Source organism: Streptomyces novaecaesareae, from assembly GCF_000716875.1.
Taxonomy (GTDB): domain Bacteria; phylum Actinomycetota; class Actinomycetes; order Streptomycetales; family Streptomycetaceae; genus Kitasatospora; species Kitasatospora novaecaesareae.
Window position 1 is genome coordinate 1 of the sequence record NZ_JNWQ01000060.1, and the last position, 22,528, is coordinate 22,528.

The 22,528-nt window shown below is 70.6% G+C and carries 22 protein-coding genes and 1 pseudogene; 14 read left to right on the forward strand and 9 right to left on the reverse strand.

Going from position 1 to position 22,528, the window contains the following annotated elements; translation table 11 throughout:
- Positions 1–283 precede the first annotated feature (283 nt).
- The 8 genes from traB to OP86_RS22085 form a co-directional block, all read right to left on the reverse strand.
- Positions 284–2,332: a plasmid transfer protein TraB gene (traB, locus tag OP86_RS22050; RefSeq protein ID WP_030255957.1), complete on the reverse strand. Its 2,049-nt coding sequence runs from the start codon at positions 2,330–2,332 to the stop codon at positions 284–286.
- Positions 2,333–2,345: 13 nt separating this feature from the next.
- Positions 2,346–2,882, reverse strand: coding sequence for a plasmid transfer protein TraA (traA, locus tag OP86_RS22055; RefSeq protein WP_051830405.1), 537 nt, complete (start codon positions 2,880–2,882; stop codon positions 2,346–2,348).
- A 90-nt stretch (positions 2,883–2,972) separates the two neighbouring features.
- Positions 2,973–3,401, reverse strand: a complete 429-nt coding sequence (locus OP86_RS22060) for a hypothetical protein (RefSeq protein ID WP_030061423.1) — start codon at positions 3,399–3,401, stop codon at positions 2,973–2,975.
- 16 nt (positions 3,402–3,417) lie between these two features.
- Positions 3,418–3,804: a RapZ C-terminal domain-containing protein gene (locus tag OP86_RS22065; RefSeq protein WP_030061424.1), complete on the reverse strand. Its 387-nt coding sequence runs from the start codon at positions 3,802–3,804 to the stop codon at positions 3,418–3,420.
- 48 nt (positions 3,805–3,852) lie between these two features.
- The gene (locus tag OP86_RS22070; RefSeq protein WP_030255951.1) at positions 3,853–4,227 is read right to left on the reverse strand and encodes an RRQRL motif-containing zinc-binding protein; all 375 of its coding nucleotides are present in this window, start codon (positions 4,225–4,227) and stop codon (positions 3,853–3,855) included.
- Complete coding sequence (locus tag OP86_RS38270) at positions 4,224–5,264, reverse strand: hypothetical protein (protein WP_234434812.1); 1,041 nt, start codon at positions 5,262–5,264, stop codon at positions 4,224–4,226. Before OP86_RS38270 ends, OP86_RS22070 begins: the two co-directional genes overlap by 4 nt.
- Positions 5,261–5,635 (reverse strand): WhiB family transcriptional regulator, encoded by a 375-nt coding sequence (locus OP86_RS22080; protein ID WP_078588504.1) that lies wholly within the window; start codon positions 5,633–5,635, stop codon positions 5,261–5,263. Before OP86_RS22080 ends, OP86_RS38270 begins: the two co-directional genes overlap by 4 nt.
- Positions 5,635–5,883, reverse strand: a complete 249-nt coding sequence (locus tag OP86_RS22085) for a hypothetical protein (RefSeq protein ID WP_051830406.1) — start codon at positions 5,881–5,883, stop codon at positions 5,635–5,637. The genes OP86_RS22080 and OP86_RS22085 overlap by 1 nt, the downstream gene beginning before the upstream one ends.
- 454 nt (positions 5,884–6,337) lie before the next feature.
- Between OP86_RS22085 and OP86_RS22090 the strand changes: the two genes are divergently transcribed.
- From OP86_RS22090 to OP86_RS22125, 9 genes are all read left to right on the forward strand, one after another.
- Positions 6,338–7,186, forward strand: coding sequence for a GntR family transcriptional regulator (locus OP86_RS22090; protein ID WP_030061431.1), 849 nt, complete (start codon positions 6,338–6,340; stop codon positions 7,184–7,186).
- Complete coding sequence (locus tag OP86_RS22095) at positions 7,183–7,869, forward strand: HAD family hydrolase (RefSeq protein WP_030061433.1); 687 nt, start codon at positions 7,183–7,185, stop codon at positions 7,867–7,869. Before OP86_RS22090 ends, OP86_RS22095 begins: the two co-directional genes overlap by 4 nt.
- A gap of 241 nt (positions 7,870–8,110) precedes the next feature.
- Positions 8,111–8,923, forward strand: a complete 813-nt coding sequence (locus OP86_RS35070) for a TIGR04255 family protein (RefSeq protein WP_078588503.1) — start codon at positions 8,111–8,113, stop codon at positions 8,921–8,923.
- Between the two features lie 103 nt (positions 8,924–9,026).
- Positions 9,027–9,587: a helix-turn-helix domain-containing protein gene (locus OP86_RS22105; protein WP_157849813.1), complete on the forward strand. Its 561-nt coding sequence runs from the start codon at positions 9,027–9,029 to the stop codon at positions 9,585–9,587.
- Between the two features lie 18 nt (positions 9,588–9,605).
- Positions 9,606–10,289: a hypothetical protein gene (locus tag OP86_RS22110; protein ID WP_030255944.1), complete on the forward strand. Its 684-nt coding sequence runs from the start codon at positions 9,606–9,608 to the stop codon at positions 10,287–10,289.
- Positions 10,290–10,954: 665 nt separating this feature from the next.
- Positions 10,955–11,119, forward strand: coding sequence for a hypothetical protein (locus OP86_RS37225; protein ID WP_167344224.1), 165 nt, complete (start codon positions 10,955–10,957; stop codon positions 11,117–11,119).
- 112 nt (positions 11,120–11,231) lie between these two features.
- Entirely contained in the window at positions 11,232–11,525 is a 294-nt protein-coding gene (locus OP86_RS22115) for a Dabb family protein (protein WP_030061440.1), read from the forward strand.
- Positions 11,526–11,812: 287 nt separating this feature from the next.
- Positions 11,813–12,652 (forward strand): RNA polymerase sigma factor SigF, encoded by an 840-nt coding sequence (locus OP86_RS22120; RefSeq protein ID WP_234434810.1) that lies wholly within the window; start codon positions 11,813–11,815, stop codon positions 12,650–12,652.
- A gap of 143 nt (positions 12,653–12,795) precedes the next feature.
- Positions 12,796–13,713, forward strand: coding sequence for an RNA polymerase sigma factor SigF (locus OP86_RS22125; protein WP_030061446.1), 918 nt, complete (start codon positions 12,796–12,798; stop codon positions 13,711–13,713).
- 10 nt (positions 13,714–13,723) lie between these two features.
- On the opposite strand, the gene OP86_RS22130 is transcribed toward OP86_RS22125, so the two are convergent.
- On the reverse strand, positions 13,724–14,503 hold the full coding sequence (locus OP86_RS22130) for a tyrosine-protein phosphatase (protein WP_051830407.1): 780 nt from the start codon (positions 14,501–14,503) through the stop codon (positions 13,724–13,726).
- Between the two features lie 523 nt (positions 14,504–15,026).
- Between OP86_RS22130 and OP86_RS22135 the strand changes: the two genes are divergently transcribed.
- From OP86_RS22135 to OP86_RS22155, 5 genes and pseudogenes are all read left to right on the forward strand, one after another.
- Positions 15,027–17,375: a hypothetical protein gene (locus OP86_RS22135; protein WP_234434808.1), complete on the forward strand. Its 2,349-nt coding sequence runs from the start codon at positions 15,027–15,029 to the stop codon at positions 17,373–17,375.
- 107 nt (positions 17,376–17,482) lie between these two features.
- Positions 17,483–18,910, forward strand: coding sequence for a GT4 family glycosyltransferase PelF (gene pelF / locus OP86_RS22140; RefSeq protein ID WP_245231822.1), 1,428 nt, complete (start codon positions 17,483–17,485; stop codon positions 18,908–18,910).
- The gene (locus OP86_RS22145; protein WP_033332898.1) at positions 18,907–20,484 is read left to right on the forward strand and encodes a hypothetical protein; all 1,578 of its coding nucleotides are present in this window, start codon (positions 18,907–18,909) and stop codon (positions 20,482–20,484) included. Before pelF ends, OP86_RS22145 begins: the two co-directional genes overlap by 4 nt.
- Before the next feature lie 173 nt (positions 20,485–20,657).
- Positions 20,658–21,650, forward strand: coding sequence for an SDR family NAD(P)-dependent oxidoreductase (locus tag OP86_RS22150; RefSeq protein WP_030061452.1), 993 nt, complete (start codon positions 20,658–20,660; stop codon positions 21,648–21,650).
- A gap of 73 nt (positions 21,651–21,723) precedes the next feature.
- Positions 21,724–22,425, forward strand: a pseudogene (locus OP86_RS22155) (nucleotidyltransferase family protein); the annotation flags it as partial.
- Between the last annotated feature and the right edge of the window lie 103 nt (positions 22,426–22,528).

Sequence of the window (22,528 nt, forward strand, 5' to 3'; positions counted from 1 at the left end):
AGCAGAAGACGGCATACGAGATTTCTGCCTGTCTCGTGGGCTCGGAGATGTGTATAAGAGACAGGCTGGGTGGCGTAGTAGGGGGTGCCGTCCGGGGTGTAGAGCACCTGGGCGGCGAACGGCTGCGGAGCGGCGGGGTGGTCCACGTGCTTCTCCCGTCGGGGCGTGACGCGGGGGTGTCAGGGCTGGGGTGTCAGGGGGTGTCAGAGGCCGCTGTCAGGGCGTCTGACACCCCCGTCTGCCTAGGGGAATGGGTGTCAGCGGGTGTCAGGTGTCAGGGGTGTCAGACCAGCGCCGGGGAGGGGACGATCCGGTAGCGGCCCTTCTGTGCGGCGGGGACCAACCGGCCCTCGTCCACGAGGCGGCGGAACTCCCCGCTCACCCACGGGCGGGAGCGGCCGAACTGCTCGGCCTGCGCCATGACGTCCTTGGGGCCGATCACCATCACGCCGTCCTGCTCGAAGGCGGCGACGATGGCGTCCATCGCGGCGCGGGCCTCCTCGGGGGTGAAGTCCGGGGCGGTCGACTCCGGGCCGAAGGCGACGTCGGCTAGCGTCTGCGGGACCGGGGGAAGTTCGGCCTGCGGGTCCAGGCCCTCGTCCTCCGGGTCCACCCGCCGCTCGGCGCCGCTGTCGTCGTCTCCGTCGCCGTCCGCGTTCGCGTACACGCTGTCCCCGTCCTCGTCGTCCCGGTCGTGGCGTTCGGTGTAGGCCTTGCCGGCGGTGGCGGCGGCGGCCTTCGCGGTGACGGGGTCGACCTTGGCGCCGTTGCGCACCGACCACGCGGCCAACTGCTCCATGACGCGGGCGGCCTTGCCGGTGAAGCGGAGGGTGCGGCCGGGTGAGCTGTAGCGCTGCTCGGGAACGCCGGGGGTGACGAGGTAGCAGTAGCCGGGGCGGCGGTTGGCCCATGCGCCCGGGTGGGCGCCGGCGTCCAGGACCGGGGCGGGCAGGGCCATGCCCTCGTCCCGGGCGTCCAGGCCGAAGACCAGGGCGGACGGGAGCGAGGCCCGGGTGCTGGTGCTGATCTGGTCGTGGCTGGGGCGCTGGAGGCTGATGACCAGGGCAGCGCCGGCGGCGCGGGCGAGCTGGGCGATCTCGGTGAAGCCCTCGTCGCCCATGAACCGGATGGTGGCGGCGGCCTCCTCGAACCAGCCGACCAGGAACGGCATGCCCTCGCAGCCGCAGGCACGGCCCTTCTGGCACGAGTGCGCCGGGTCGGTCTGCTGCTCGGCGGCAGCGGGCACCCACTGGCGGTAGCCGTGGGCGCCGAGCCAGCGGGTGCGAGCGGGGATGACGGCCTGGAAGGTGCTGACCATGGTCTCGGTGGCGGCACCGCCCTCGACAGCCCAGTCCAGGCCGTCCCGCAGCGGGCCGAAGTCCTGGAAGGCCTTGGGGTCGGACAGCCAGATGATGACGTCGCGGCGGCCCATGATCTCGGTGAGGACGTTGAGCGCGCCGTCGCCCTTGCCGGAGCCGGTCATGCCGAAGATGCCCAGGTGGGTGGCGTTGCGGCCGGTCTCCGGGTCGCCGGGCAGCCACAGCTGCAGCGGGGAGCCGTCGTCGTAGCGGCCGATGACCAGCGGCTCGGCGATCGACCCGCCGATGTTGGTCGGCATCTCCCACTCGACCACTTCCGCGAGCATGTCCCGGGGCACCACGACCAGGTCGCCGCGGCGGGCGGAGTCGGGGTCGGGCAGGTAGCGGACGGCGGTGGGGGCGACGTCGAGGGCGGAGGCGATGTTCGGCAGCGCCCGGGTGACGTCGTCGTTGGTCATCTCCCCCGCCGGAAGGACCAGTTCGGAGGTGACCCGGTTCGGCTCCACCTCGCTCTTCCTGATCTTGGCTCCGGCGAGCTTGACCTTCTCCAGCAGGGAGGCGTCCGCGTTGTCGGCTTGGACGGCGTCGGGGTTGCGGCGCATCACCTGGCGCACGTTCCACGACAGGGCGAGGACGCTCCCGCCGAGCCACCACGTGCCGAAGGTGAAGCTGTTCCAGCCGGCGAGCGCGGTCGCGGTGAACCAGCTGCTCGCGGCGGCGACGGTCACTGCCGAGTGCAGGCGGCGCTGGACGCCGGTGGTCTTGCCCGCCCACGCGGTCGCGGCGGTGAGGCCGACCGACCCGAGGGTCAGACCGACCGCGTACCCGGGGGAGCCGTGGGCCGGCACCCACGCCAGGGTCCCGGCGACGCCGGTCGCACCGGCGGTGATCCACGGCGGCGTGTAGGGCTTGGCCCGGTGGGCCAGCCACGCGGCGATGCCCTTGCCGGTGCTGGAGCCCTCCAGGTTCTCCCGGTGCTGAACCTCCGGGTCGGTGCTGTCCTTCTTCGGCACGGTGGTGCTCCTCTCAGAACTGGAACGGGCGGTGCTGCTGCGGCACCGGGCGGGGGGTCATGACGTCGGCGTACTCGCGCTGGAAGGCGGCCCACGCGGCGGCGGCGTCCTTCGCCGCGTCGGTGAGGGCGTCGGCGGCCTTGGAGAGCTTCTTGGCCACCGCGCGGGCCCGCATCTTCTTCTGGAACGCGTGGTCGCCCGGGGCGCCCGGTGCCTGCTCCAGCGCGGCCTTGAGGATCTCGGCCGCCACCTCCACCTCGATCGCGGAGTAGGCGCCGAACGCGCGCAGGGCCTCGCAGTAGGAGCGGACGTCGGCGGCGGAGTAGAACGCGGGCTCCGGCAGGGCCAGGGGCGAGGTGCGGTCCACGCCGGTGCCGGGGTTCGCGGCGGCGCCCATCTGCGGGGCACCGGGGGCGCCGGCGGTGGTGTTCTTGTTGACGTTGATGCTGATCCCGGGGGCGAACGTCGCCCCGGAGCCGAACCCGTTGCGGGTGCTGCTGCTGTTGGTGGTGCTGCTCGCGCCGTTGCCCGGCGTGGCGTTCACGGTCATCGCAGGCCTCCTGGTGGGCCGGGGCTGTCCCGACTCCCCGCCCCCGCCCGACCACGAAGGGCCGGGCGGGGACAGGCAATCGGCCAGCGGTCAGGCCGAGGCGACCAGGGCGGCGCAGGTCTCGGCGGCGTGGTGCCAGGCCTGGTCGAGCGCGTAGGCGCCGTTCATGCCGTGGTCCGTCAGCCGCACGAACGCCCCCTTGCCGGTGGCGTCCGCCAGACGCCGCAACGGCTCGCGACGGTCGGCGACGTAGTGGGTGACCGCGCTGAGCGCCAGCGCGGCAGCCACCCGGCCCGGCCGCAGACGCAGGCCCAGCGGATGGGCGCCACCGACCAGGGCGGCGCCCTGGAACGCGACGTACGTGGCGACGTGCGCGGCGCAGGCCCGGCGGCCGGCCGTCCCGGGCCCGCCCTTGGTGGCGGCCTGGTGGTCGCTCTGGATCCAGTGGTCCGCAACGTCCGCCGCCGACCGAAGCAGGGCGTAGGCGGCCGCGAAGCGGGCCGCTCGGATGCTGGTCATGGAAGGTGCCTCCAGGTCAGCGGTCGACGACCGGCTTGGTCAGGTCGCGGTGGGTGAGGCGGACGCGGGTGCCGGTCTTGGACAGGCGGGTGGCGAGGGCCATGGCGACGGTGGCGGCGCGGTGCCGGCCGCCCGCGCAGCCGACCGCGATGGTCAGCGGCGCCTCGGACGGACCGGCGTCGAACGAGTCCGCCAGCAGCGCGGCGCTCGTGATCAGCTCCCGGATGCCCGGGGTGCCGAGCACCGCCCGGCGCACCGGCAGGTCGTGCGCGCTCTGGTGGCGCAAGGCGGGGTCGACGTGCGGGTCGCGGAAGTGACGGCGCAGGTCGAGGGTCAGGTGCGCCTCGGGCGGGGCGCCGTGCAGGTAGCCGAAGCTGACCACCCGGATTTCGGTCACGGACATGACAGGAGCCTCCTTGCTGAGGATCAGCGGAGCAGGTCAAGGGTGAGTTCAGGCCGCGAGGGCAGTGCCGTCCGCGCAGGTCAGGCAGGTGCCGAGGTGTGCGGGGAGCACGTAGCCGGCGTCCTGCCCGCAGGCGGGGCAGGTGCGGCGCGCCCGGTTGGCCTTGGCGAGGGCGGCGGCCTTCGCGGGGGTCATCGGGCGGACGGGCTTGGCCAGGGCCAGCCGGTAGAGGTAGGCGGGGCGGGTGCCGCCGAAGCGGGAGCGCCACATGACCTGCGCGGCAACGTCCTGCCCGCCGGGGCGCAGGCCCTTGGCGCGGAGCTGCCGGCGGGTGCAGTAGCCCGCCGGGGCCATGCGCCACGGGTAGGTCGGCGTTCCGCCGTGGCGGGCGCCCTCGGGGTCCCAGTGCCGGGGGCGGCTCATGCGGCCACCGCCCCGGTGCCGTCGTCCTGCTGCTCGCCGAGCCGCTTGTAGACGACGCTGACATAGGCCGGGGAACGGGTCGAGCGGCGGGCAGCCTCGCGCTGGGAGACGCGGTCGCGCCAACACTCCTCGATCACGCGGGCAGCCTCGGCCCCGTCCAGCCGGACGGGATCCTGCGGATCGGTGTTCACCTCGTCGGCGGGGGCGTTCACCTCGTGCTCGACGGTGAACGGCTCGGGCTCCGGGGTGTTCACCGGGTCCGTCCCGGCCGGGTAGACCGGGCCGTCGATCACGTCGTCGCCCGGGTTCGGGGCCGACTCGACCAACACCCCGGGGATGTCGGCCGGGGTGGGGTGAACGGGGGTGAGCGCCGGGTGAACAGGCTCGGTGTTCACCGCGTCCACCGGACCCGCCGGAAGCGCTTCCCGGGCGTCCGGGACGGCCCCGGCCGGCAGGGTCGCGGCGGGCGGCGGGGCGGGGCTGAACGGGGCCGTCGGGAAGGTGAACAGCGGCACGTTCACCACCTGCCGGGCGGCCTGAGGGATCCTCGCCGGGCGGGTGCGGAGCGGCGGCTGGGACCGGCGCGCGAGGCGGGCCAGGGACCGGCGGTAGGCCGGCCCGGCCTCCGCGACGAGCAGCAGCAGCAGCGGCGGGATCAGGTGGATCACCACGCCGACCAGGTCTTTCGCCAGCGCGGCCGCACCGATGTTGAGCCACACCGTGGCCAGCCCGGTGACCCACCGGAAGACCGCCGGCCACCGCCCGGGCTTCACACCGAAGCGGGACAGGGTGCTGTCCGCCTGAAGGCTCAGAATGAAGCACCCGTCGCCCGCGACCGCCATCACGGGACCGGTGCCGTAGCCGGGTGAATGGGCGTCGATGAACGGTGCGGCGGTGGACATGCTCACCGCGACCACCGCCCCCGTCAGCACCCACGTGCCGGCGCTGATCACCCGGGACGTACGGAGGATCTGGGCGTCGGTGGGCACCTCGGTGAGCGCCGGGTGAACACCCCCGCCCGTGCGGTGAACGGTCACCCGGCACCCCCGGCGTTCACCCGGGCCCGGGAGCGGGCCGCCCGCCGCAGCGCGCTGTTGCGCTCGCGCTCGTTCAGGCCGCCGAAGATGCCGTGCGGCTCGCGTCGCTCCATCGCGTCGCTGAGGCACATCGCCTTCACCGGGCAGCCCGCGCAGATCATCTTGGCGCGGCGCTCGGCCCACTCGGCGGTCTCGGGCCCCATCTCCTCGGGGTCCGGGTAGAACAGGTTGGTGTCGCTGTCGGCGCAGGCGGCGCCGCGCAGGTCGCTGTCCGGGTTCGGGCGGTACTCGGCGAGCACGGTGGCCGCCGGACGGGCGACCAGGTGCGGGGTCCGGGTCGCACCGCTGATGATCGTGCGGAGCTGGGTCATCACGCCGCCGCCTTCCAGGCCCGCGCCCGGGACCGCTCGGCGGTGTGCATCAGCGCGGAACCGAAGGCGGCCGCCGGGCCGTCCAGGTCCCGCAGGATGTCCCACGCGGCGTCGAGCCGGACCCGCCGCTCCTCGGCGGTCTCGTCCTCGCTGCCGGCGAACAACTCGACGTCGATCCCGATGCCGAGCGCCAGCTCCGCGAACTCACGGGGCGTCAAGGCCTCCTGGCCTCCGACGTACAGTTTCATGGGGTCACCTCGTCAGATGGTGGGTGAGCCCGCAGGGTCGCCGCGCGCCCGGCCAAGGAATGCGCGGCGGCCCGATTTGCGGGCCGAGTGAGGCAGCCGCCAGCGCGGGATGCGCGGCGTGCTGCACGTGGACGGGGAGGGAATCGCACCCTCACCCCCGCAGGGGCCCACTAAGGGCCGTCCGCCTGGTCTGCCACCGCCTCTCCCCAGACACCTCCCTTCGCGGGGTTCTCGGCGGGACCTATGGAGTTGTGAAGGAACCAGCGCTGCCTTCGGGGGGCTGTCACCCCACCCCTCCGGGCGCGTTTTTGCAGGTCAGAGCAGCCCAAAGAAAGCCCTCCGCGTCGCTTCCGTTTCTCTCGGTTGCGACACTCACAACTTAGAGAACCTGCTTAGGCAGGTCAAGAGGGTTGGGTTTCTCGCGTCTGTTGGGCACCTGCCTTAGCATTGGCGCATGGCCCTAGACCCGGATGACTCGCGCCCCCCGTATCAGCAGGTCAGCAGCTCTCTGCGGGCCTCGATCCTCACCAAGAAGCCGGGCTTCGAGACCGGCGACAAACTTCCTTCCGGCCCCGAGCTGGCGAAGCACTTCGGCGTGGCGCGTGGCACCGTCGACAAGGCGCTTGACCTACTCCGGACCGAAGGCCTGATCGTGACCCGCCAGGGAAGCGGCTCGTTCGTCCGCGAGCGCACCTCTCGGCCGGTCGGCCTCCGGCCCCACCTCGAAGCGGCCTTCGAGCAGCCGCAGGTCACTCTGGACTTCGCCGGGTTCTCCAGCGAGACGCTGCACAACGCACTGCAGGAACCACTGGACAAGGTCCGCTCCGGCCGGCTGACCCCGGAGTCCATCACCGTGCGCCTGCTGCTGCCGGACACCACGGAGCCCATGGCCGTCCCTGTACTGGTCGACGGGCTCAAGGACGATGTGGCCCTTCGAGAGCGGGCCCGGAACATCGCCCTGACCAACGCCGGCGGCATCGCCCACTCGGTCGAGGTGCTGGCAGAGCTGGGACTGGTCCAGTCGGCGAACGTCCAGGTGAAGGTGCACCGGGCGTCCAGCCTGTTCAAGCTCTACATCCTGAACCGGTCGGAAGCCTTCTTCGGCTTCTATCCGCTCCGTGAGCGGACCATCGCGGTGGACGGCACTGACCGCACGTTCTACGACGTGACGGGCAAGGACACCACCCTGTTCCATCACGCCGCCGGGCCGGATGACGCGTCGCTCGGTTCGCAGTACGTCCAGCAGGCCCAGATGTGGTTCGACAGCGTGTGGAGCACGATCGCCTACGAGCGGCAGCCATGACCACCGCCTCTCAGCAGCTCGCCAACGCGCTCCGTCCGGTGAAGCATGTACTGCTCGACTTCGACGGCCCGGTGTGCTCGGTCTTCGCTGGCCTCCCCGCCCCGGAGGTTGCGCGGCGACTCCGTGAGGGCCTGCTCGCCTCTGGCGAGCAGGCCCTGGCCGGGGCCGAGGATGAGAGCGATCCTCTCGCTCTGCTCCGGCTGGTCTCGAACGCCCGGCCCGACCTCACACAGAGCACGGACGCTGCGCTGGCCGCCTTGGAGACTGAAGCTGTCCAGGTTGGTCGGCCGACCCCGGGCGGAGAATCGGTTCTCCGGGCCTGTGCCCGCTCTCGTCGGCTGGTCTCGGTCGTCAGCAACAATGCAGGCGCGGCCATCGAGACCTACCTCTCCGAGCACGGTCTCAGCAGCTACGTGGCGGGCGTCTTCGGGCGCGCCCCGGGCGACCCTTCCTCCATGAAGCCGAACCCGCGCCTCCTCCTCGAAGCAATGGAAGCCGCAGGCAGCGGGCCGGAGGACTGCGTCTTCATCGGCGACGCAGCCCGCGACGTCGAGGCCGGGGAAGCGGCCGGCGTCCCCACGATCGGCTACGCCAACAAGCCGGGGAAGGACGCCAAGCTAGCCGCCGCTGGCGCCGTGGTGATCGTGGACTCCATGCAGATGATCGCGGATGCTCTGGCCTGACCATTCAGTCCCCGACTGTCTCAATTCCTCAGGGCTCGAAGGACGCACTTCCCAAGCCTGGTCGGCAGCCGCTACAGGCAGGCTCTGCGGCGTGGACCATCGCACGGAGAGGGTGCGTGCCGACCATCCCTCGGACGCCCTCTTCTGCCATCCGTCCGGTGCGCGATACGGTTACAGTCTCGGTGCAGGTTCCGGTACGCATGCTGCATGGCCCGAGTGACATGAGGATGGTGGATGCGCCATGTACGAGCGCAGAGAGCTCTATAACAACGCCCCTCTAGTTCTTGTCACAGCCGAGGTGAGATATCCCTATTCACCGCGCCTTCGACAGCTGGACACCATCGACCGCATTCAGGTGGCCCTGGAGCATCTACTCCCCATCCGGCGAGTAGAGAAGCGATTTTCACTGCAGATCCCCCTTGGACAAGCAGGCGCGGCAATCCCGGAAACTACCGATGTTTACCGCTTCCTCAATAGAGCATCAACATGGTCGGCCGTAGTCTCCCCGGAGGCATTTACGGTGGAAACGACACACTTCGAAGACTTTCCCAAGTTCCTAGAAGTGCTACTTTCCGTTGCGCGCTCGATTGCGAATGAGACTCCAATTCCAGCAATAGAGAGAGTCGGCCTCAGGTTCATTAATGAAATGCGGGTTCCGGAGACCACCCGGTCCGCCTCCGACTGGGCAGGGTGGGTCGACCCAAGCCTCCTACCTGCACTGAGTGTCAAGGCGGGCCCCCTGAAAGCTAGTCAGGGAGTGGCGGTCTACGACCTCGGGGATTCCGCGCAACTACAGTTCCAGTACGCCGCAGTGGAGGGTAGCGGAGTAGTCGGAAACGAGACGCTCAAGCGCCGTTCCACACCTCCCCCCGGGCCACTCTTCGTACTCGACTTCGACAGCTTCTGGATGGCGCCCACACCGGAAGAGGCAGAAGCTTTCAGTGTCGAATTGCTCTCGGAAAAGCTTAATCGCCTCCACGAGCCCACTGGCGAGGTATTCCAGGCTTCGATCACCGACCGCGCCCGCAATCTCTTCAGAAAGGCCAGTGACTGACATGGCGACCTCTCAGCACTCCACTGCAGAACAGTCCTCCATGATTCGGAGCTACAGCCCCACTCAGGAGAGCACCAGCTCCGCTGTCATTCACCCTATCCGGGTGCTCCGCAGCGAGACAGGCACGGCTCGGGTGGTCGCCGACCAGTTGGGCGGAGCCATCGCTGAGCTCGATAACAAGGTCATCGACCAAGACCTTCGAACCCGCTCGGCGATCAAGGCCAAGCTCAGCGTGCCCTCGCTGTTGCAGGAGCTGGCAACGGAACGTGGCATGGCGTGGTCTGACATCGCCCGCTTGGTCGGAGTCAGCGTGTCCGCTGTCCGCAAGTGGCGCTCGGGCGGCGATGCGGCACCTGAGAAGCGTTGGCACCTTGCCAGGTTGGCCGCTTTCCTCGACCTGCTCTCCGAGTCTGCCGTGGAGGATCCCGTCGGCTGGATGGAGATGAACCTTTCCCTGCCGGAGGGATACTCTGTTCGACCAGTCGACCTGTACCGGGACGGGCACGCCATCCCTCTGCTGGAGATCGCTGGCATGAAGCGAGACCCTCAGGCCGTGATGGACCAGCTCGACCCAACGTGGCGAGACACGCGTCGTAGCGATTTTGAACTCTTCACCGCAAGTGATGGTCAGCTGGCCCTACGGGAGCGCGGGGCCCAGCAATAGGGAGGGCGAGCCACCCGCATGAGCGAGCTGTCTGAGCCAGCTGCGATAGAAGACCTCTACGCCTACTGGGGCGAGACGCCGCCTGCTTCCCGTCCGCTGATGCAAGGCGACGTCTTCTCCGGCGTGGTACTTCCTGGCCTCGGAGAGGAACCTCAGCTGGCACAGCTCGTCATGCACCCATGCCAGATGCGGCAGGGTCCCAACCTCCGGCCTCGAATCTCACTTGTCCCTTTGAAGGCCTCACCACAGCGGATCGTGTCCGCTGACTGGCGCAAGTCGATCCGGATCATGCCGCTGCCTGAGCTTCACGGCCCCGGTACCGCCAGCTACAAGGCCGACCTTTGTGAGCCGTCACCGGTTCCTTCGGCCGCTCTGGATCCGGCGATGCGCCTGGCGTCCCTCAGCGACGACGGAGTTCTACTCCTTCAGCAGCGCCTGGTCATGGGTGCCACCCGTGTCCATCTGTCGCTTGACAGGTTCCACGAGCAGATGGCCCCCACGTTCACAGAGATGGAGCTGCAGGAGGAGTGGGCAGAGGCTGCGCTCGCCAGCGGCAGCGCACTTGAAGACGCGATCAAGGAGTTTCATGCGTGGCTAGATGAAGGGGCGCCCACCCGTAGAGCTAGCTTGGCCACAGTGCGCGAGCACAGCCGCATCCGCCGGGAGGCCCGGAGCGCCATCACGGCCCGATACAGACCCTGACACAAGAACTACGTGGCCCGTCGCCATGGGGGGCTTCTTCCGGTCTCAGTTCTGGTCTCATTCGCCTCCGTTCACCGGGGTTCACCGCACCCCTACGACACCCGTCCCACCAGGGGCTGGAACCCCGGCGAACCCCGCCGGACACGGCCGCACAGACCTCGAAAGCGTGTGTGGGGGCAACTCCACCGTGGGTTCGAATCCCACCGCTACCGCCAGAAAGCCCGAGGGCCCGTCCGATCCGGACGGGCCCTCGGCGTTTCCCGCGCACCCTCGAACGCGGAACGGCTCCGTACCCCGGGCCGATGACCACCGACGCCCGGTCCGTACGGAGCCTGGAGGGGGGAGCGGCTCGGGGGGACTGACCGCTCCCCCGGCGGAGGTCCCACAACCGGCGCCGCGTCGGGGGGAAGCCGCGGCGGCCGGTCCCACAGCGGGGAACTCCGGATCCACGCACCGGGGATTCCTGCCAGATCCTCGGTACGTCATCCATCCTGCCGCCCGGCCCGCGGCCGGGCACCCGGAGAAAGGCCCCACTCGCGGGGACCTTCGTCCCGGCGGCCGAACGCGTCGCACACTTGATAGCCCGTCCGGGTGGATAAGCTGCCCCCTGCAGGCCGCTCGGGGACCGGACGACGGCGGCCCACCGCTGGGAGGAAGGTCACCCGATGGCGCAGGCGAAGAAGATCGGCGCAGTCCTCCTGCTCATCTTCGTGCTCTACTCGATCATCACCTCACCGGCCCGCTCCGCCCAGCTCGTCCAGCTGGGGTTCGAGGGGATCTCGAACGCGGCCAAGGCGGTCGGCACCTTCATGACCGGGTTGATCAAGTAGTCCGGCCCGGGCCTGCGGGCCCCGCCCGGGTGGCGGACGGCCGTTCACCCGCCCCGGCGCACCGGCTACGGTGGGCGGGACCTTCCACCCCCGTCCGCGAGGAGCGGCAATCGTGATCCGGCACCTGGTCCTGTTCAAGCTCAACGAAGGCGTCAGCAAGGACGACGAGCGCGCCCTCGCCGGCGCCAAGGCGTTCGCCGAGCTCGGCGCGGTGATCCCCGAACTGCGCGAGTGGGAGTGCGGCTGGAACACCACCGAGCGCGACATCGCCTACGACTATGCGATCAACAGCCTGGTCGAGGACCGCGACGCGCTCCAGGCCTACCTGACCCACCCGGCCCACCAGGCCGCCGCCGGCCAGTGGCGCGAGTTCGCGACCTGGGTGATCGCCGACATCGAGGTCTGATCCCCCTCCCGTCCCGGGCCCTTCGCCCAGACGGACCGCGGCGCCCCCTCCGGCCTCCGGACGGGGCGCCTTGCTCTGCCCCGGAACGACCCTTGCGGCGCCTCACCGAGGAGCCCGGCGAAGGTTGAACGTCCCACCAACACACCTCCGTCGGGTGCTTGCCCGACCTGTGCCCACCTTGTGATGCTATGACCGGTTTTGCCGGACATGGCGAGGTGATGAGAACCAGCCGCGACCCCCGATCCGCAGGGCCCGTCGTTGTCGACTTTGGGAGGGGTGACGTGTCCGTGGACGATGTGCTTGCGGCGATCATCAGCCCGGCCGGCGAGCTCCGCCCGGACGGGCTTCGCGGCCCCGGTGGCAGGCCCGTCGTGGACGTCCGGACGCTGACCCGGGTGCTGTTCGAGCGGCTCGCCGAGCTGCCCCCGGACGCCCTCGAACGCGAACGGGTCCGGGCCGCCCTGATCGAGGTGAACATCCCACTGGTCCGCTACGCGGCCACCCGCTTCCGCAGCCGCAGCGAGCCGATGGAGGACGTCGTCCAGGTCGGCACCATCGGCCTGATCAACGCGATCGACCGCTTCGACCCCACCCGCGGCGTCCAGTTCCCCACCTACGCGCTGCCGACCATCCTGGGCGAGATCAAGCGCTACTTCCGCGACAACGTCCGCACCATGCACGTCCCGCGCCGGCTCCAGGAGCTCTGGGTCCAGGTGAGCGGCGCGATGGAGGAGCTGACGGTGCTGCACGGGCGGGCCCCCAAGGTGCCCGAGATCGCCGCCAGCCTGCGGATCCCCGAGGAGGACGTCCGGGCCTGCCTGGACGCCGGGCGGGCCTACAACGCGGCCTCCCTGGAGGCCGCGCAGGAGCACGAGGGCGGACTCGCCCTGCTCGACCGGCTCGGCTACGAGGACTCCGCGCTGGCCGAGGTCGAGCACCGCGACATGGTCCGCCACCTGCTGGTCCAACTCCCCGAACGGGAGCGCCGGATCGTGATGCTGCGGTTCTTCGCCAACCTCACCCAGTCCCAGATCAGCACCGAGTTGGGGATGTCCCAGATGCACGTCTCGCGGCTGCTCTCCCGGATCCTCACCAGGCTTCGGACCGGGAACTCCTGGGAAGAGTGAGATTGCAGCGCGTTACTCCCACGTGACATCTTGCGACGTTCGGGTTTGCCGTGGACCGTGTTCCGGTATGGAGGGGGAGGGCCCCGCCGGGAACCTCCGCGCGACGGCCCCCGTTCAACCGTCAGTCACGAGGGGGTGGGCGCATGTCCGGAGAGCTGGGCGTTGCGGAGATCCACGCTGGTCAGGCCACCGGTACGGCCGTTGCCGAGGACCTGGTCCCGCGGCAGCGGGTCGAGCCGGTCGAACCGCCCGGACCCGGCACGGCGCCCGGCACGGCACCCGGGACTCCGCCCGCCTCCGGGCTGGACACCCGAACGCTCTCCCGCTCGCTGTTCCTGCGGCTCGCCGCGCTGGAGCCCGGCAGCGCGGAGCACACCTACGTCCGCGACACCCTGATCGAGCTCAACCTGCCGCTGGTCCGGTACGCCTCGGCGCGCTTCCGCAGCCGCAACGAGCCGATGGAGGACATCGTCCAGGTCGGAACCATCGGCCTGATCAAGGCCATCGACCGCTTCGACCCGGAGCGCGGGGTGGAGTTCCCCACCTTCGCGATGCCCACCGTGGTCGGCGAGATCAAGCGCTTCTTCCGGGACACCAGTTGGTCGGTGCGGGTGCCGCGGCGGCTCCAGGAGCTGCGGCTGGCGCTCACCAAGGCCGGCGACGAGCTGTCCCAGCGGCTGGACCGCTCCCCCACCGTCCCCGAGCTGGCCGTCTGCCTGGGGGTCAGCGAGGAGGACGTGGTCGAGGGCCTCGCGGTGGGCAACGCCTACACCGCCAGCTCGCTCGACTCCGGCTCCGGCGAGGAGGACAGCGACGGTCCGCTGGCCGACCGGCTCGGCTACGAGGACCTCGCACTGGAGGGCGTCGAGTACCGGGAGTCGCTGAAGCCGCTGCTGGCCAAGCTGCCGCCGCGCGAGCGCCGGATCATCATGCTGCGCTTCTTCGGCAACCTCACCCAGTCCCAGATCGGCGAGGAGATCGGCATCTCGCAGATGCACGTCTCCCGGCTGCTCACCCGGACGCTCACCCAGCTCCGCGAGGGGCTGATCAGCGAGGGCTGAGCCTGGTGCCTCAACTCCCGCTTCCGTCCAGCAGGTTGGCGCGCAGTCCGGCCAGCACGTCGTCGTCCAGCCCGAGCCCCTCCCGCCAGAACGCGTCGAAGCCGCCCCAGCCGGCCTCGACTTCCGCGAATGCGGCGTCCAGGTAGCCGCCGTCGGCACGGAAGACCGGCAGGAGCAGCTCGGGCTCGTGCATCAGGCCGCGGGTGCGCAGGTCGTCCAACGCCCGGGCCACGACCGGGGCGGAGCGCTCGTTGGTGAGCAGGTAGTCGACGAGGACGGTCTCCCGCTCCACCCCGAGGGCGGTCAGCAGCAGTGCGGCCGCCCAGCCGGTGCGGTCCTTGCCGGCCGAGCAGTGGAAGAGCAGCGGCGGCCCGTCCGGGGCGGCCAGCAGGCGCAGCAGGGCGGCGTACCGCTCGCGCGCCAACGCGTCGGTGACGAACCAGCGGTAGAGGCCGGTCATCATGGCGGCCGCCCGGCCGTCGCCGAGCAGGACGCGCTGGCGCTGCGGGCTCGGGTCGGCCAGGGCGTCCCTGATCGTCAGGTAGATGTCGAAGTCCGTTGCCATCAGCGGCATGTGGTGCAGGGCCACGCCGCCGGGCAGGCGGTCGAGGCCGACCTCGCGGACCTCGGCCATGCTGCGCAGGTCCACCACCCGGCGCAGGCCGAGCGCGCCCAGCGGGCCGAGGTCCTCGGCGGTGACGTGGTTCAGACCGTCGCTGCGCAGGGCCACCCCGTGCCTCAGCGCCCGCCCGTCGACCGCCCGGTACCCGCCCAGATCGCGGGCGTTCACCGCACCGCGCAGACCGAGGCTTCGGCCGACGGATGCCGTTCCGCCCGGCTCCGGCGCCGCATTCCGTGTACTCCCGATTCTTCCGGACTCGGCCTGCCGATCGACCATGCGGCGCCTCCATTGCATATTCGGACTGTCACATGGCACAGCGCTGCTCGATATTGCATGAACCTGCCCATTGGACCGGTGAGATGTGCGAGAGTGTCACGCGCAACTGACGACAGTGTAGGTCTCCAGCCCAGCCCACAGAGCCACACCGTCGGTAACCGCGCGTAGCACTCAGCTTCCGGTTTTTCATTTTCAATTCATTATTTGCATCACAGGTCCGTTTCCGGTCACAATCAGCGCCTTCATGGCATCGCCATGAACGTTGGTAACAGGTTCGCTGCACTCTCGCCCTTTTGGTCCCCCGTACCGCCGACGCTCGACCAGGATGGGCGCCGGGCAGCCTGCTGCCCGCGAACAGCTACACGGGCAGGTGAGCGCCGAGCAGCGCGGCGCCTGCACCAAGGGGAGGATCACCATGGGTCGAGCGACCCGAAGAGTCGCCGCATGTGCGGCGGCAGTTCTGCTGGCCAGCGGCCTGCAGACCACCCTGGCCTTCGGCGACACCACGCCGCCCAGGATCGACCTCACCATCCTGGTCGTCGACGACGGCGGCCCCTCGGTCGCGGCCATCACCGCCGAACTGAAGAGCCAGGGCACGCCGTACAAGGTCGTCAGCCTCAATGACCCCAACCGGCCGGTCATCAACTCGGCTTTCCTGAGCGACACGGTGAACGGCCAGCCCCGGGGGAAGTTCCAGGGCATCGTGCTGCCCAACGAAAACCCCTTCCCCAACAGCGCCGCCGAGATGACGGCCATCGCGAGCTACGAAGCGGCTTTCAACGTCCGCCAGATCGACGCGTACACGTGGGCCAGTCCCGCGGTGGGGCTGAACTACGCGCAGAATCCCGGTTTCGTCGGCACTCTGGACGGATTCCAGGGAGCGACCACCACGGCCGGAACTTCGGGCCCGTTCGGGTACCTCAAGGGCAGCGTCCCGTTCGAGGACAACGACCCGAACGTCAGCGAGAGCTACGGCTACCTGGCCACGCCGCTCGCCAACCTGCCGGCCGGCGCCTCCTTCGTCCCGCTGGTGGACGCGCCGATACCCAGCACGACCACGCGCGGCTCGCTGGTCGGTGAGTACACCCACGACGGCCGCAAGGAACTGGTCGTCACCTTCGTCTACAACCAGTACCAGCAGCAGTACCGGCTGCTGGCCCGCGGCATGGTCGACTGGATCACCCAGGGCGTCCACCTCGGCTACGACCGCAACTACTTCGCGGCGCACGTGGACGACGTCTTCCTGGCCGACGACCGCTGGGACACCGTGCTGAAGTGCACCCCCGGCGACGTCACCTGCCCGCCCGGCACCCCGGACACGGCCAACCCGATCCGGATGACCCAGGCCGACGCGCAGTACCTCAAGCAGTGGCAGAGCGCCAACAACTTCACCCTCGACATGGTGTTCAACGGCGGCGGCAGCGAGGACTGGAAGGCCGACCACGCGACCACCGTGGACCCCACGGCGAACCAGATGATCGCCGACCAGACCAGCTACCGCTGGGTCAACCACACCTACACCCACCCGTACCTGGGCTGCGTCCAGGACGTCTCGGTGGTGCCGTGGCGCTGCACCAAGGACGCCTCGGGCAACACGGTCTGGACCGACCGGAACACCATCTCCAGCCAGATCAAGAACAACTTCGACTGGGCCACCGCGAACGGCCTGAAGGTCGACCCGCAGGTCCTGGTCACCGGTGAGCACTCCGGCCTGCTGACCGCCCCGCAGGAGACCAGCGACAACCCGTACCTGGCCCCGGCGCTGGCCGCCAACGGCATCAAGTTCACCGGCAGCGACGCCTCCCGCGAGCCCGCCCAGCGGGCCGTCGGCTCGTCCACGCTGACCGTGCCGCGGTACCCGATGAACGTCTTCTACAACGCCGGCACGGCGAAGGAGGAGACCGACGAGTACAACTGGATCTACACCAGCAAGGCCAACGGCGGCAGTGGCGTCTGCGAGAACAACGCCAACTCGACCTGCCTGCCCGCGCCGTTGGACGTCAACACCGGCTTCCAGTCGTACATCGTGCCGCTGGAGGCCCGGATCGACCTCGGCCACGTGCTGAGCAACGACCCGCGGCCGCACTTCATCCACCAGTCGAACCTCTCCGAGGACAAGATCCTCTACCCGGTCCTGGAGAAGATCCTCGGCACCTACCGGTCGCTGCACGCCGACAACGCCCCGATCGTCAACCTCGGCGAGAAGGAGATCGGCCAGGAGTTCCAGAAGCGCGCGGCCTGGAACGCGGCCCTCGCCGCCGGCCAGGTCACCGCCTACCGGGTCGGCAACACCGTCACGGTCAACGCGCCGTCCGGTGTTCAGGTCCAGGCCACCATGCCGACCGGAACTTCTCAGAAGCTGGCCATCGGATCGACCGCCTTCGGTTCGTCCTACGCCGGTACGCTCTCGGGCTGGGTGTCCCCGGGCGCCCTGCAGAGCGGTGTCACCCTGCAGCTGCCGTCCGCGCCGACCGCCCCGGCCGCCGTCGCGCCGAGCATCGCGGCCAAGTCCGTCCCGGCCCCCGCGCCGGCGGACAAGAAGGTCGTGCCGCAGGGCGTCGCCACCCCGGTCCCGGTCGGCCCGAGCGACACCACCCGCAAGCCCGCCCCGTCCCTCGTCCCGGGAAGCGGAACCCCGGTGCCCGGTAAGGGCGTCACCGCTGACAACATCGGTCAGGGTGGCAAGGCCGCGGCGAAGAACGGCAAGGCCTCCGGGGGGACGGCCACGCCGAGCAGCATCACCGGACGCTCTGGCAACCGGTAACCCGCACCACCCGCTGGCGGGGCCGGACCGGTCGCCCGGTCCGGCCCGGGACGTATCCGCACCAGCACGGCGGCGTGAGCGTCTGGTGCGACCAGCTCGTTCAGGGCATGCCCGACGTCGACTTCGACGTCATCGCCGTCACCGGAACCGGCCACGAAGCACTGGCCTGGGAACTGCCCGCCAACGTACGGTCCGTCACGACCGCTCCGCTGTGGGGCCCGGCCTCCGAGGCCAGGCCGCCCCGCGGCAAGGAGATGCGGCGCTTCCTCAACGCGTACGAGCGCTTCCTGCACTCCGTCCTCGACCCGGTCTACACCACGCACTTCGGGACCGAGCTGTACGGCTTCGCCGACCTCGCCCGGCGCGGACTGCTGAGCCCGGCGCTGCGCAGCGAGCGCGCGCTGCGGACCCTCCAGCACGTGTGGACCCGCGACTACCTGCCCACCGCCGCCTCCCGGCCCACCCTGCACGACGCCCTGAACGCGACCGACCTGCTGGAACACGCCCTGCGGCCGCTCTCGGTCGAGCCGCCGAAGGACGGCGTCGCCCACGCGGCCAGTGGCGGCCTCGCCACCTTGCCCGGGCTGATCGCCGCCCAGCAGTACGGCGTACCGTTCCTGCTCACCGAGCACGGCATCTACCTGCGCGAGCGCTACCTCGGCTACCGCACCGGCCCGTACCGCTGGCCGGTCAAGGCGCTGCTGCTCGGCTTCTACCGGATGCTCGCCGAGGAGAGCTACCGACAGGCCGCCCTGGTCACCCCCGGCAACCGGTACAACCGGCGCTGGGAGGAGCGCGGCGGCACGCCGTCCACGCACATCCGCACCGTCTACAACGGGGTCGACCCGGCGGCCTTCCCGCCGGCCGGCCCCGAACCCGGGACGCCGACCCTCAGCTGGGCCGGCCGGGTCGACCCGATCAAGGACCTGGAGACGCTCATCCGGGCCTTCGCCATCGTCCACCGAGAGATCCCCGAGGCGCGGCTGCGGCTCTTCGGGGGCACCCCCAAGGGCGGCGAGGCGTACCGGGACGGCTGCATAGCCCTGGCCGCCGAGCTCGGCATAGCCGAGTCGGTGGCCTTCGAGGGCCGCGTCGCCGACATCACCGACGCGTACGCGGCGGGCAACGTGGTCATGCTCTCCAGCATCAGCGAGGGCTTCCCGTTCACCCTGATCGAGGCGATGTCCTGCGGCCGCGCGACCGTCTCGACCGACGTCGGCGGCGTCCGCGAGGCCGTCGGCGACACCGGCCTGGTCGTCCCGCCCCGCGAACCCGAGCCGATGGCGGCCGCCGCGATCGAGCTGCTGCGCGACGCCGAACGGCGCGCCCGGCTCGGCGAACAGGCCCGGCTGCGGGTCATCGAGCAGTTCACGCTCCGCCAGAACATCGACGGCTTCCGCGGCATCTACACCGAGCTCCTGGGCACCGCCCGCTGGATGCCCGGCGGCATCGTGGCCGTCACCGACCAGGCCCCCAGCCCCGACTGGGACCGGACGCCGGCCGCCCGGCCCGAGCCGAGCGAGGTCGGAGCATGAGTGGTCCCCTGCGTCTCGTTCCCGACGAGGGCGGTTCCGAGCGGACGATGCAGCTGCGCACGCTGCCGCTCAAGCTCCGCCGCACCGCCGCGCCGGAGCCCGGGGCCGGGCCCGGCCCCGAGGAGGAGCTCGGCCTCTCCGCCGACCCGCTGGACGAACTCGCCGAGCGCCTGAACGACGTCTGCGCCGACGCCGTCCACCCGTACGAGATCGCGGCCTTCCTGGAGTCCGACGGCCTCTCGGACGAGCAGGCCGCCCTGCTGTACGGCCGCCCCGACGCGTTCACCGTCGCCGAGGAGCTGTTCGAGAAGGTCCAGCGCCGCTACCCCGGCCAGAGCTCCGAGTTCGCCAACCCCTGGCGGGCCGACCCCTGGCGGTGCGTCGTGCGCGGCCTGGTGTTCGCCCTGCCCGGTCTCGGCTACCTGCTCGGCGCCAACCTGTTCGCGACCGCCCGGATGCGCTTCGGCCTGCCCTCGGGCATGCTCGCGCTGTCGGTCGCCACGCTGGTCAGCTGGGGCTTCAACCAGGCGCTGGCGCACCGCTCGTACCGCTGGCTGGGCCGGCTGCGCCGCCGGGAGGCCGCGGTCTGCCTGGCCGTCGGCGCACCGCTCGGCGCGCTGATCGCGGCCGCCGCCGCGTACGTGGTGGGCGGGCCGCTCGGGGCGCTGTGCTTCGCCGCCGGGCAGTCCTGCTACCTGGGCGCGGCCACCGTGCTGCTGGTGCTCGGGCGGGAGAAGTTCCTGCTGGTGGCGCTGGCACCGGCCTCGGTCGGCGCGGGCGTGGTGCTGGCGGTGGACGTCCCGGGGACGGTCCGTACGGTCGTGCTGCTCGCCTCGCTGCTGCTGGCGGTCGGGCTGGCCGCCCGGGAGCTGGTGGTCTGCGTCCGCGGGGGCGAACGCGAGTCCGTGGCGCTCAGGCTGCCGCTCCGCCAGGAGGTCCCGCACCTGCTGTTCGGCCTGGCCTGCGGCGCGCTCACGCTGATCGCCGGCCTGGGCGAGACCATCCACCAGGCCGTGCAGGCCGCGTCGCACACCGTGCACGCCGTGCACACCGCGGCCGCGGCGCTGCCGCACCACCGCGCGCCCGAGGTGAAGACCACCCCGACCGGCCCGGCCATGATCGCGCTGACGCTCAGCCTCGGCCTCGCCGAGTGGCTGCTCTTCCGCTACCGGGCGATGGCGGTGGCCGCGCTGCGCACCAGCCACACCAGCGGCCAGTTCACCCGCCGCACCGGCGGGGTCCTGCTCGGCTGCCTGTTCATCTACCTCACCACCGTGGCCGCGCTGGACGCCGCCGCGACCGTGCTGTGGCCCGGCGCCCCCGCGCTGGGCGTGCCGCAGCTCGGCGCGATGCTGCTCCTCGGCGGCTCGCTCTGGCTGGCGCTGCTGCTGAACGCCTTCGGGTTCAGCTGGAGCACCGCCCTCATCTGTCTGGCCGCCGCGGGTGCCGAGAGCGCCGGGCTGCTGACCGGTGCGGATCCGATCGTCCTGCAGCTGATCGGCTGCGGGGCGGCCGCCGTCCTCCTCACCGCCATCGCCGGGCCCGCGCTCGGCCGCACCACCCAGCACCGCTGAACCGGATCCGCATCACGTCCGAACCACGTCCGACCCACATCGAATATCCCGCACGCCCGATTCGCGTGCACCGCCGTACCCGCTTCACCTGAGACACCAACCAGGCCACCGGCGGACGACCACCACAGAGCGTCCGGCCGCCCCGGCCGATCGACAAAGAAAGCGAACCCCGCATGAGCAGCGTCGCGGTTACCGGAGCCGAGGGCTTCATCGGCTCCCACCTCGTCGAGACCCTGGTCGCCGACGGGCACCACGTCCGCGCGATGGTCCAGTACAACTCCTTCTCCTCCTTCGGGTGGCTGGAGACCCTGTCCGAGGAGGTGCTGGACTCGGTCGAGATCGTCCTCGGCGACGTCCGGGACCCGGGCTCGGTCAACGGCCTGGTCAAGGGCACCGAGGCGGTGTACCACCTGGCCGCACTGATCGCGATCCCGTACTCCTACCGTGCCCCCCACTCGTACGTGGACACCAACGTCACCGGCACCCTGAACGTGCTGGAGGCGGTGCGTCACCTGGAGATCCCCCGCCTGGTGCACACCTCCACCAGCGAGACCTACGGCACCGCGCAGACCGTGCCGATCACCGAGGACCACCCGATCAACACCCAGTCCCCGTACGCCGCCTCCAAGGCCGGCGGGGACCGGTTGGCCGACAGCTACCACGCCAGCTTCGAGACCCCGGTCGTCACCCTGCGCCCGTTCAACACCTTCGGCCCGCGCCAGTCGATGCGCGCCGTCATCCCGACCGTGATCGCCCAGGTCGCGGCCGGCCAGACCGAGATCACCCTCGGCGACCTGCGCCCGACCCGCGACTTCATGTTCGTCAAGGACACCGCCAACGCCTTCCGCACGGTGGGCACCGCGCCCGCCGAGTCGGTGGTCGGCCGGACCTTCAACGCCGGCACCGGCGGCGAGATCTCGGTCGGCGACCTGGTCACCCTGGTCGGCAAGCTGATGGGCGTCGACCTGGTGGTGAAGGAGGACGAGCAGCGCATCCGTCCGACCAACTCCGAGGTCATGCGCCTGGTCGCGGACGCGACCCGGCTGCGCGAGGCCACCGGCTGGGCGCCGCGGTTCAGCCTGGAGCAGGGCCTGGAGGAGACCATCGAGTTCTTCCGCGACCCGGCCAACCTGGCCCGCTACAAGACCGACATCTACAACGTCTGACCGCCTGAGCGATCATGCTCGTCCCGGTAATCAAGGTTCGTGGCCTGCACATCCTTTCCGTGGGGGAAAAACCATGCATGCAGTGATCCTGGCCGGCGGTAAGGGCGTCCGTCTCCGCCCGTACACCACCGCGCTTCCCAAGCCGCTCGTTCCGATCGGCGACCAGCACGCGATCCTGGAGATCGTGATGCGCCAGCTCGCCGCCGCGGGCTTCAAGACCGTCACCCTGGCCATCGGCCACCTCGGCCACATCATCCGCGCCTACGTGGGCAACGGCTCCCAGTGGGGCCTGCGGGTCGGCTACGCCGTCGAGGACAGCCCGCTCGGCACCATGGGCCCGCTGCTCACCATGCAGGACCGCCTGCCCGAGCACTTCCTGGTGATGAACGGCGACATCCTCACCGACCTGGACTTCGCCGGGGTGCTCAAGCACCACGAGGCGTCCGGCGCGCCGCTGACCATCGCCACGTACGCCCGCCAGGTCAAGATCGACTTCGGCGTGCTGACCAGCGCCTCCGGCAGCATCACCGGCTTCCAGGAGAAGCCCAGCATCGACTACCGCGTCTCGATGGGCGTGTACGGCGTCTCGCGCTCGGCGCTCGCCAAGTACACCCCCGGCCTGCCGCTGGGCTTCGACGAGCTGGTGCTGGACCTGCTGGCCGCCAAGACCCCGCCGTCCGCGTACGAGTTCGGCGGCTACTGGCTCGACATCGGCCGCCCCGACGACTACGACCGGGCCAACGCCGAGTTCTCGACCATCCGCCCGGTCCTGATGCCCTTCGAGTCGGCCGCCATCACCCCGGAGGTCGCGGAGCTGCCGGTCCCGGCCCCCCGCACCGCCTTTGACGACACGACCGACGAGCCCACCACCGTGGGCG

Coding starts and splice junctions, on each gene's coding strand:
- traA (WP_051830405.1), bottom strand. CDS start 2,882: ATGACCGTGAACGCCACGCCGGGCAACGGCGCGAGCAGCACCACCAAC.
- OP86_RS22060 (WP_030061423.1), bottom strand. CDS start 3,401: ATGACCAGCATCCGAGCGGCCCGCTTCGCGGCCGCCTACGCCCTGCTT.
- OP86_RS22065 (WP_030061424.1), bottom strand. CDS start 3,804: ATGTCCGTGACCGAAATCCGGGTGGTCAGCTTCGGCTACCTGCACGGC.
- OP86_RS22070 (WP_030255951.1), bottom strand. CDS start 4,227: ATGAGCCGCCCCCGGCACTGGGACCCCGAGGGCGCCCGCCACGGCGGA.
- OP86_RS22080 (WP_078588504.1), bottom strand. CDS start 5,635: ATGACCCAGCTCCGCACGATCATCAGCGGTGCGACCCGGACCCCGCAC.
- OP86_RS22085 (WP_051830406.1), bottom strand. CDS start 5,883: ATGAAACTGTACGTCGGAGGCCAGGAGGCCTTGACGCCCCGTGAGTTC.
- OP86_RS22090 (WP_030061431.1), top strand. CDS start 6,338: ATGGCCCTAGACCCGGATGACTCGCGCCCCCCGTATCAGCAGGTCAGC.
- OP86_RS22095 (WP_030061433.1), top strand. CDS start 7,183: ATGACCACCGCCTCTCAGCAGCTCGCCAACGCGCTCCGTCCGGTGAAG.
- OP86_RS35070 (WP_078588503.1), top strand. CDS start 8,111: ATGTACGAGCGCAGAGAGCTCTATAACAACGCCCCTCTAGTTCTTGTC.
- OP86_RS22110 (WP_030255944.1), top strand. CDS start 9,606: ATGAGCGAGCTGTCTGAGCCAGCTGCGATAGAAGACCTCTACGCCTAC.
- OP86_RS37225 (WP_167344224.1), top strand. CDS start 10,955: ATGGCGCAGGCGAAGAAGATCGGCGCAGTCCTCCTGCTCATCTTCGTG.
- OP86_RS22125 (WP_030061446.1), top strand. CDS start 12,796: ATGTCCGGAGAGCTGGGCGTTGCGGAGATCCACGCTGGTCAGGCCACC.
- OP86_RS22135 (WP_234434808.1), top strand. CDS start 15,027: ATGGGTCGAGCGACCCGAAGAGTCGCCGCATGTGCGGCGGCAGTTCTG.
- pelF (WP_245231822.1), top strand. CDS start 17,483: ATGCCCGACGTCGACTTCGACGTCATCGCCGTCACCGGAACCGGCCAC.
- OP86_RS22145 (WP_033332898.1), top strand. CDS start 18,907: ATGAGTGGTCCCCTGCGTCTCGTTCCCGACGAGGGCGGTTCCGAGCGG.
- OP86_RS22150 (WP_030061452.1), top strand. CDS start 20,658: ATGAGCAGCGTCGCGGTTACCGGAGCCGAGGGCTTCATCGGCTCCCAC.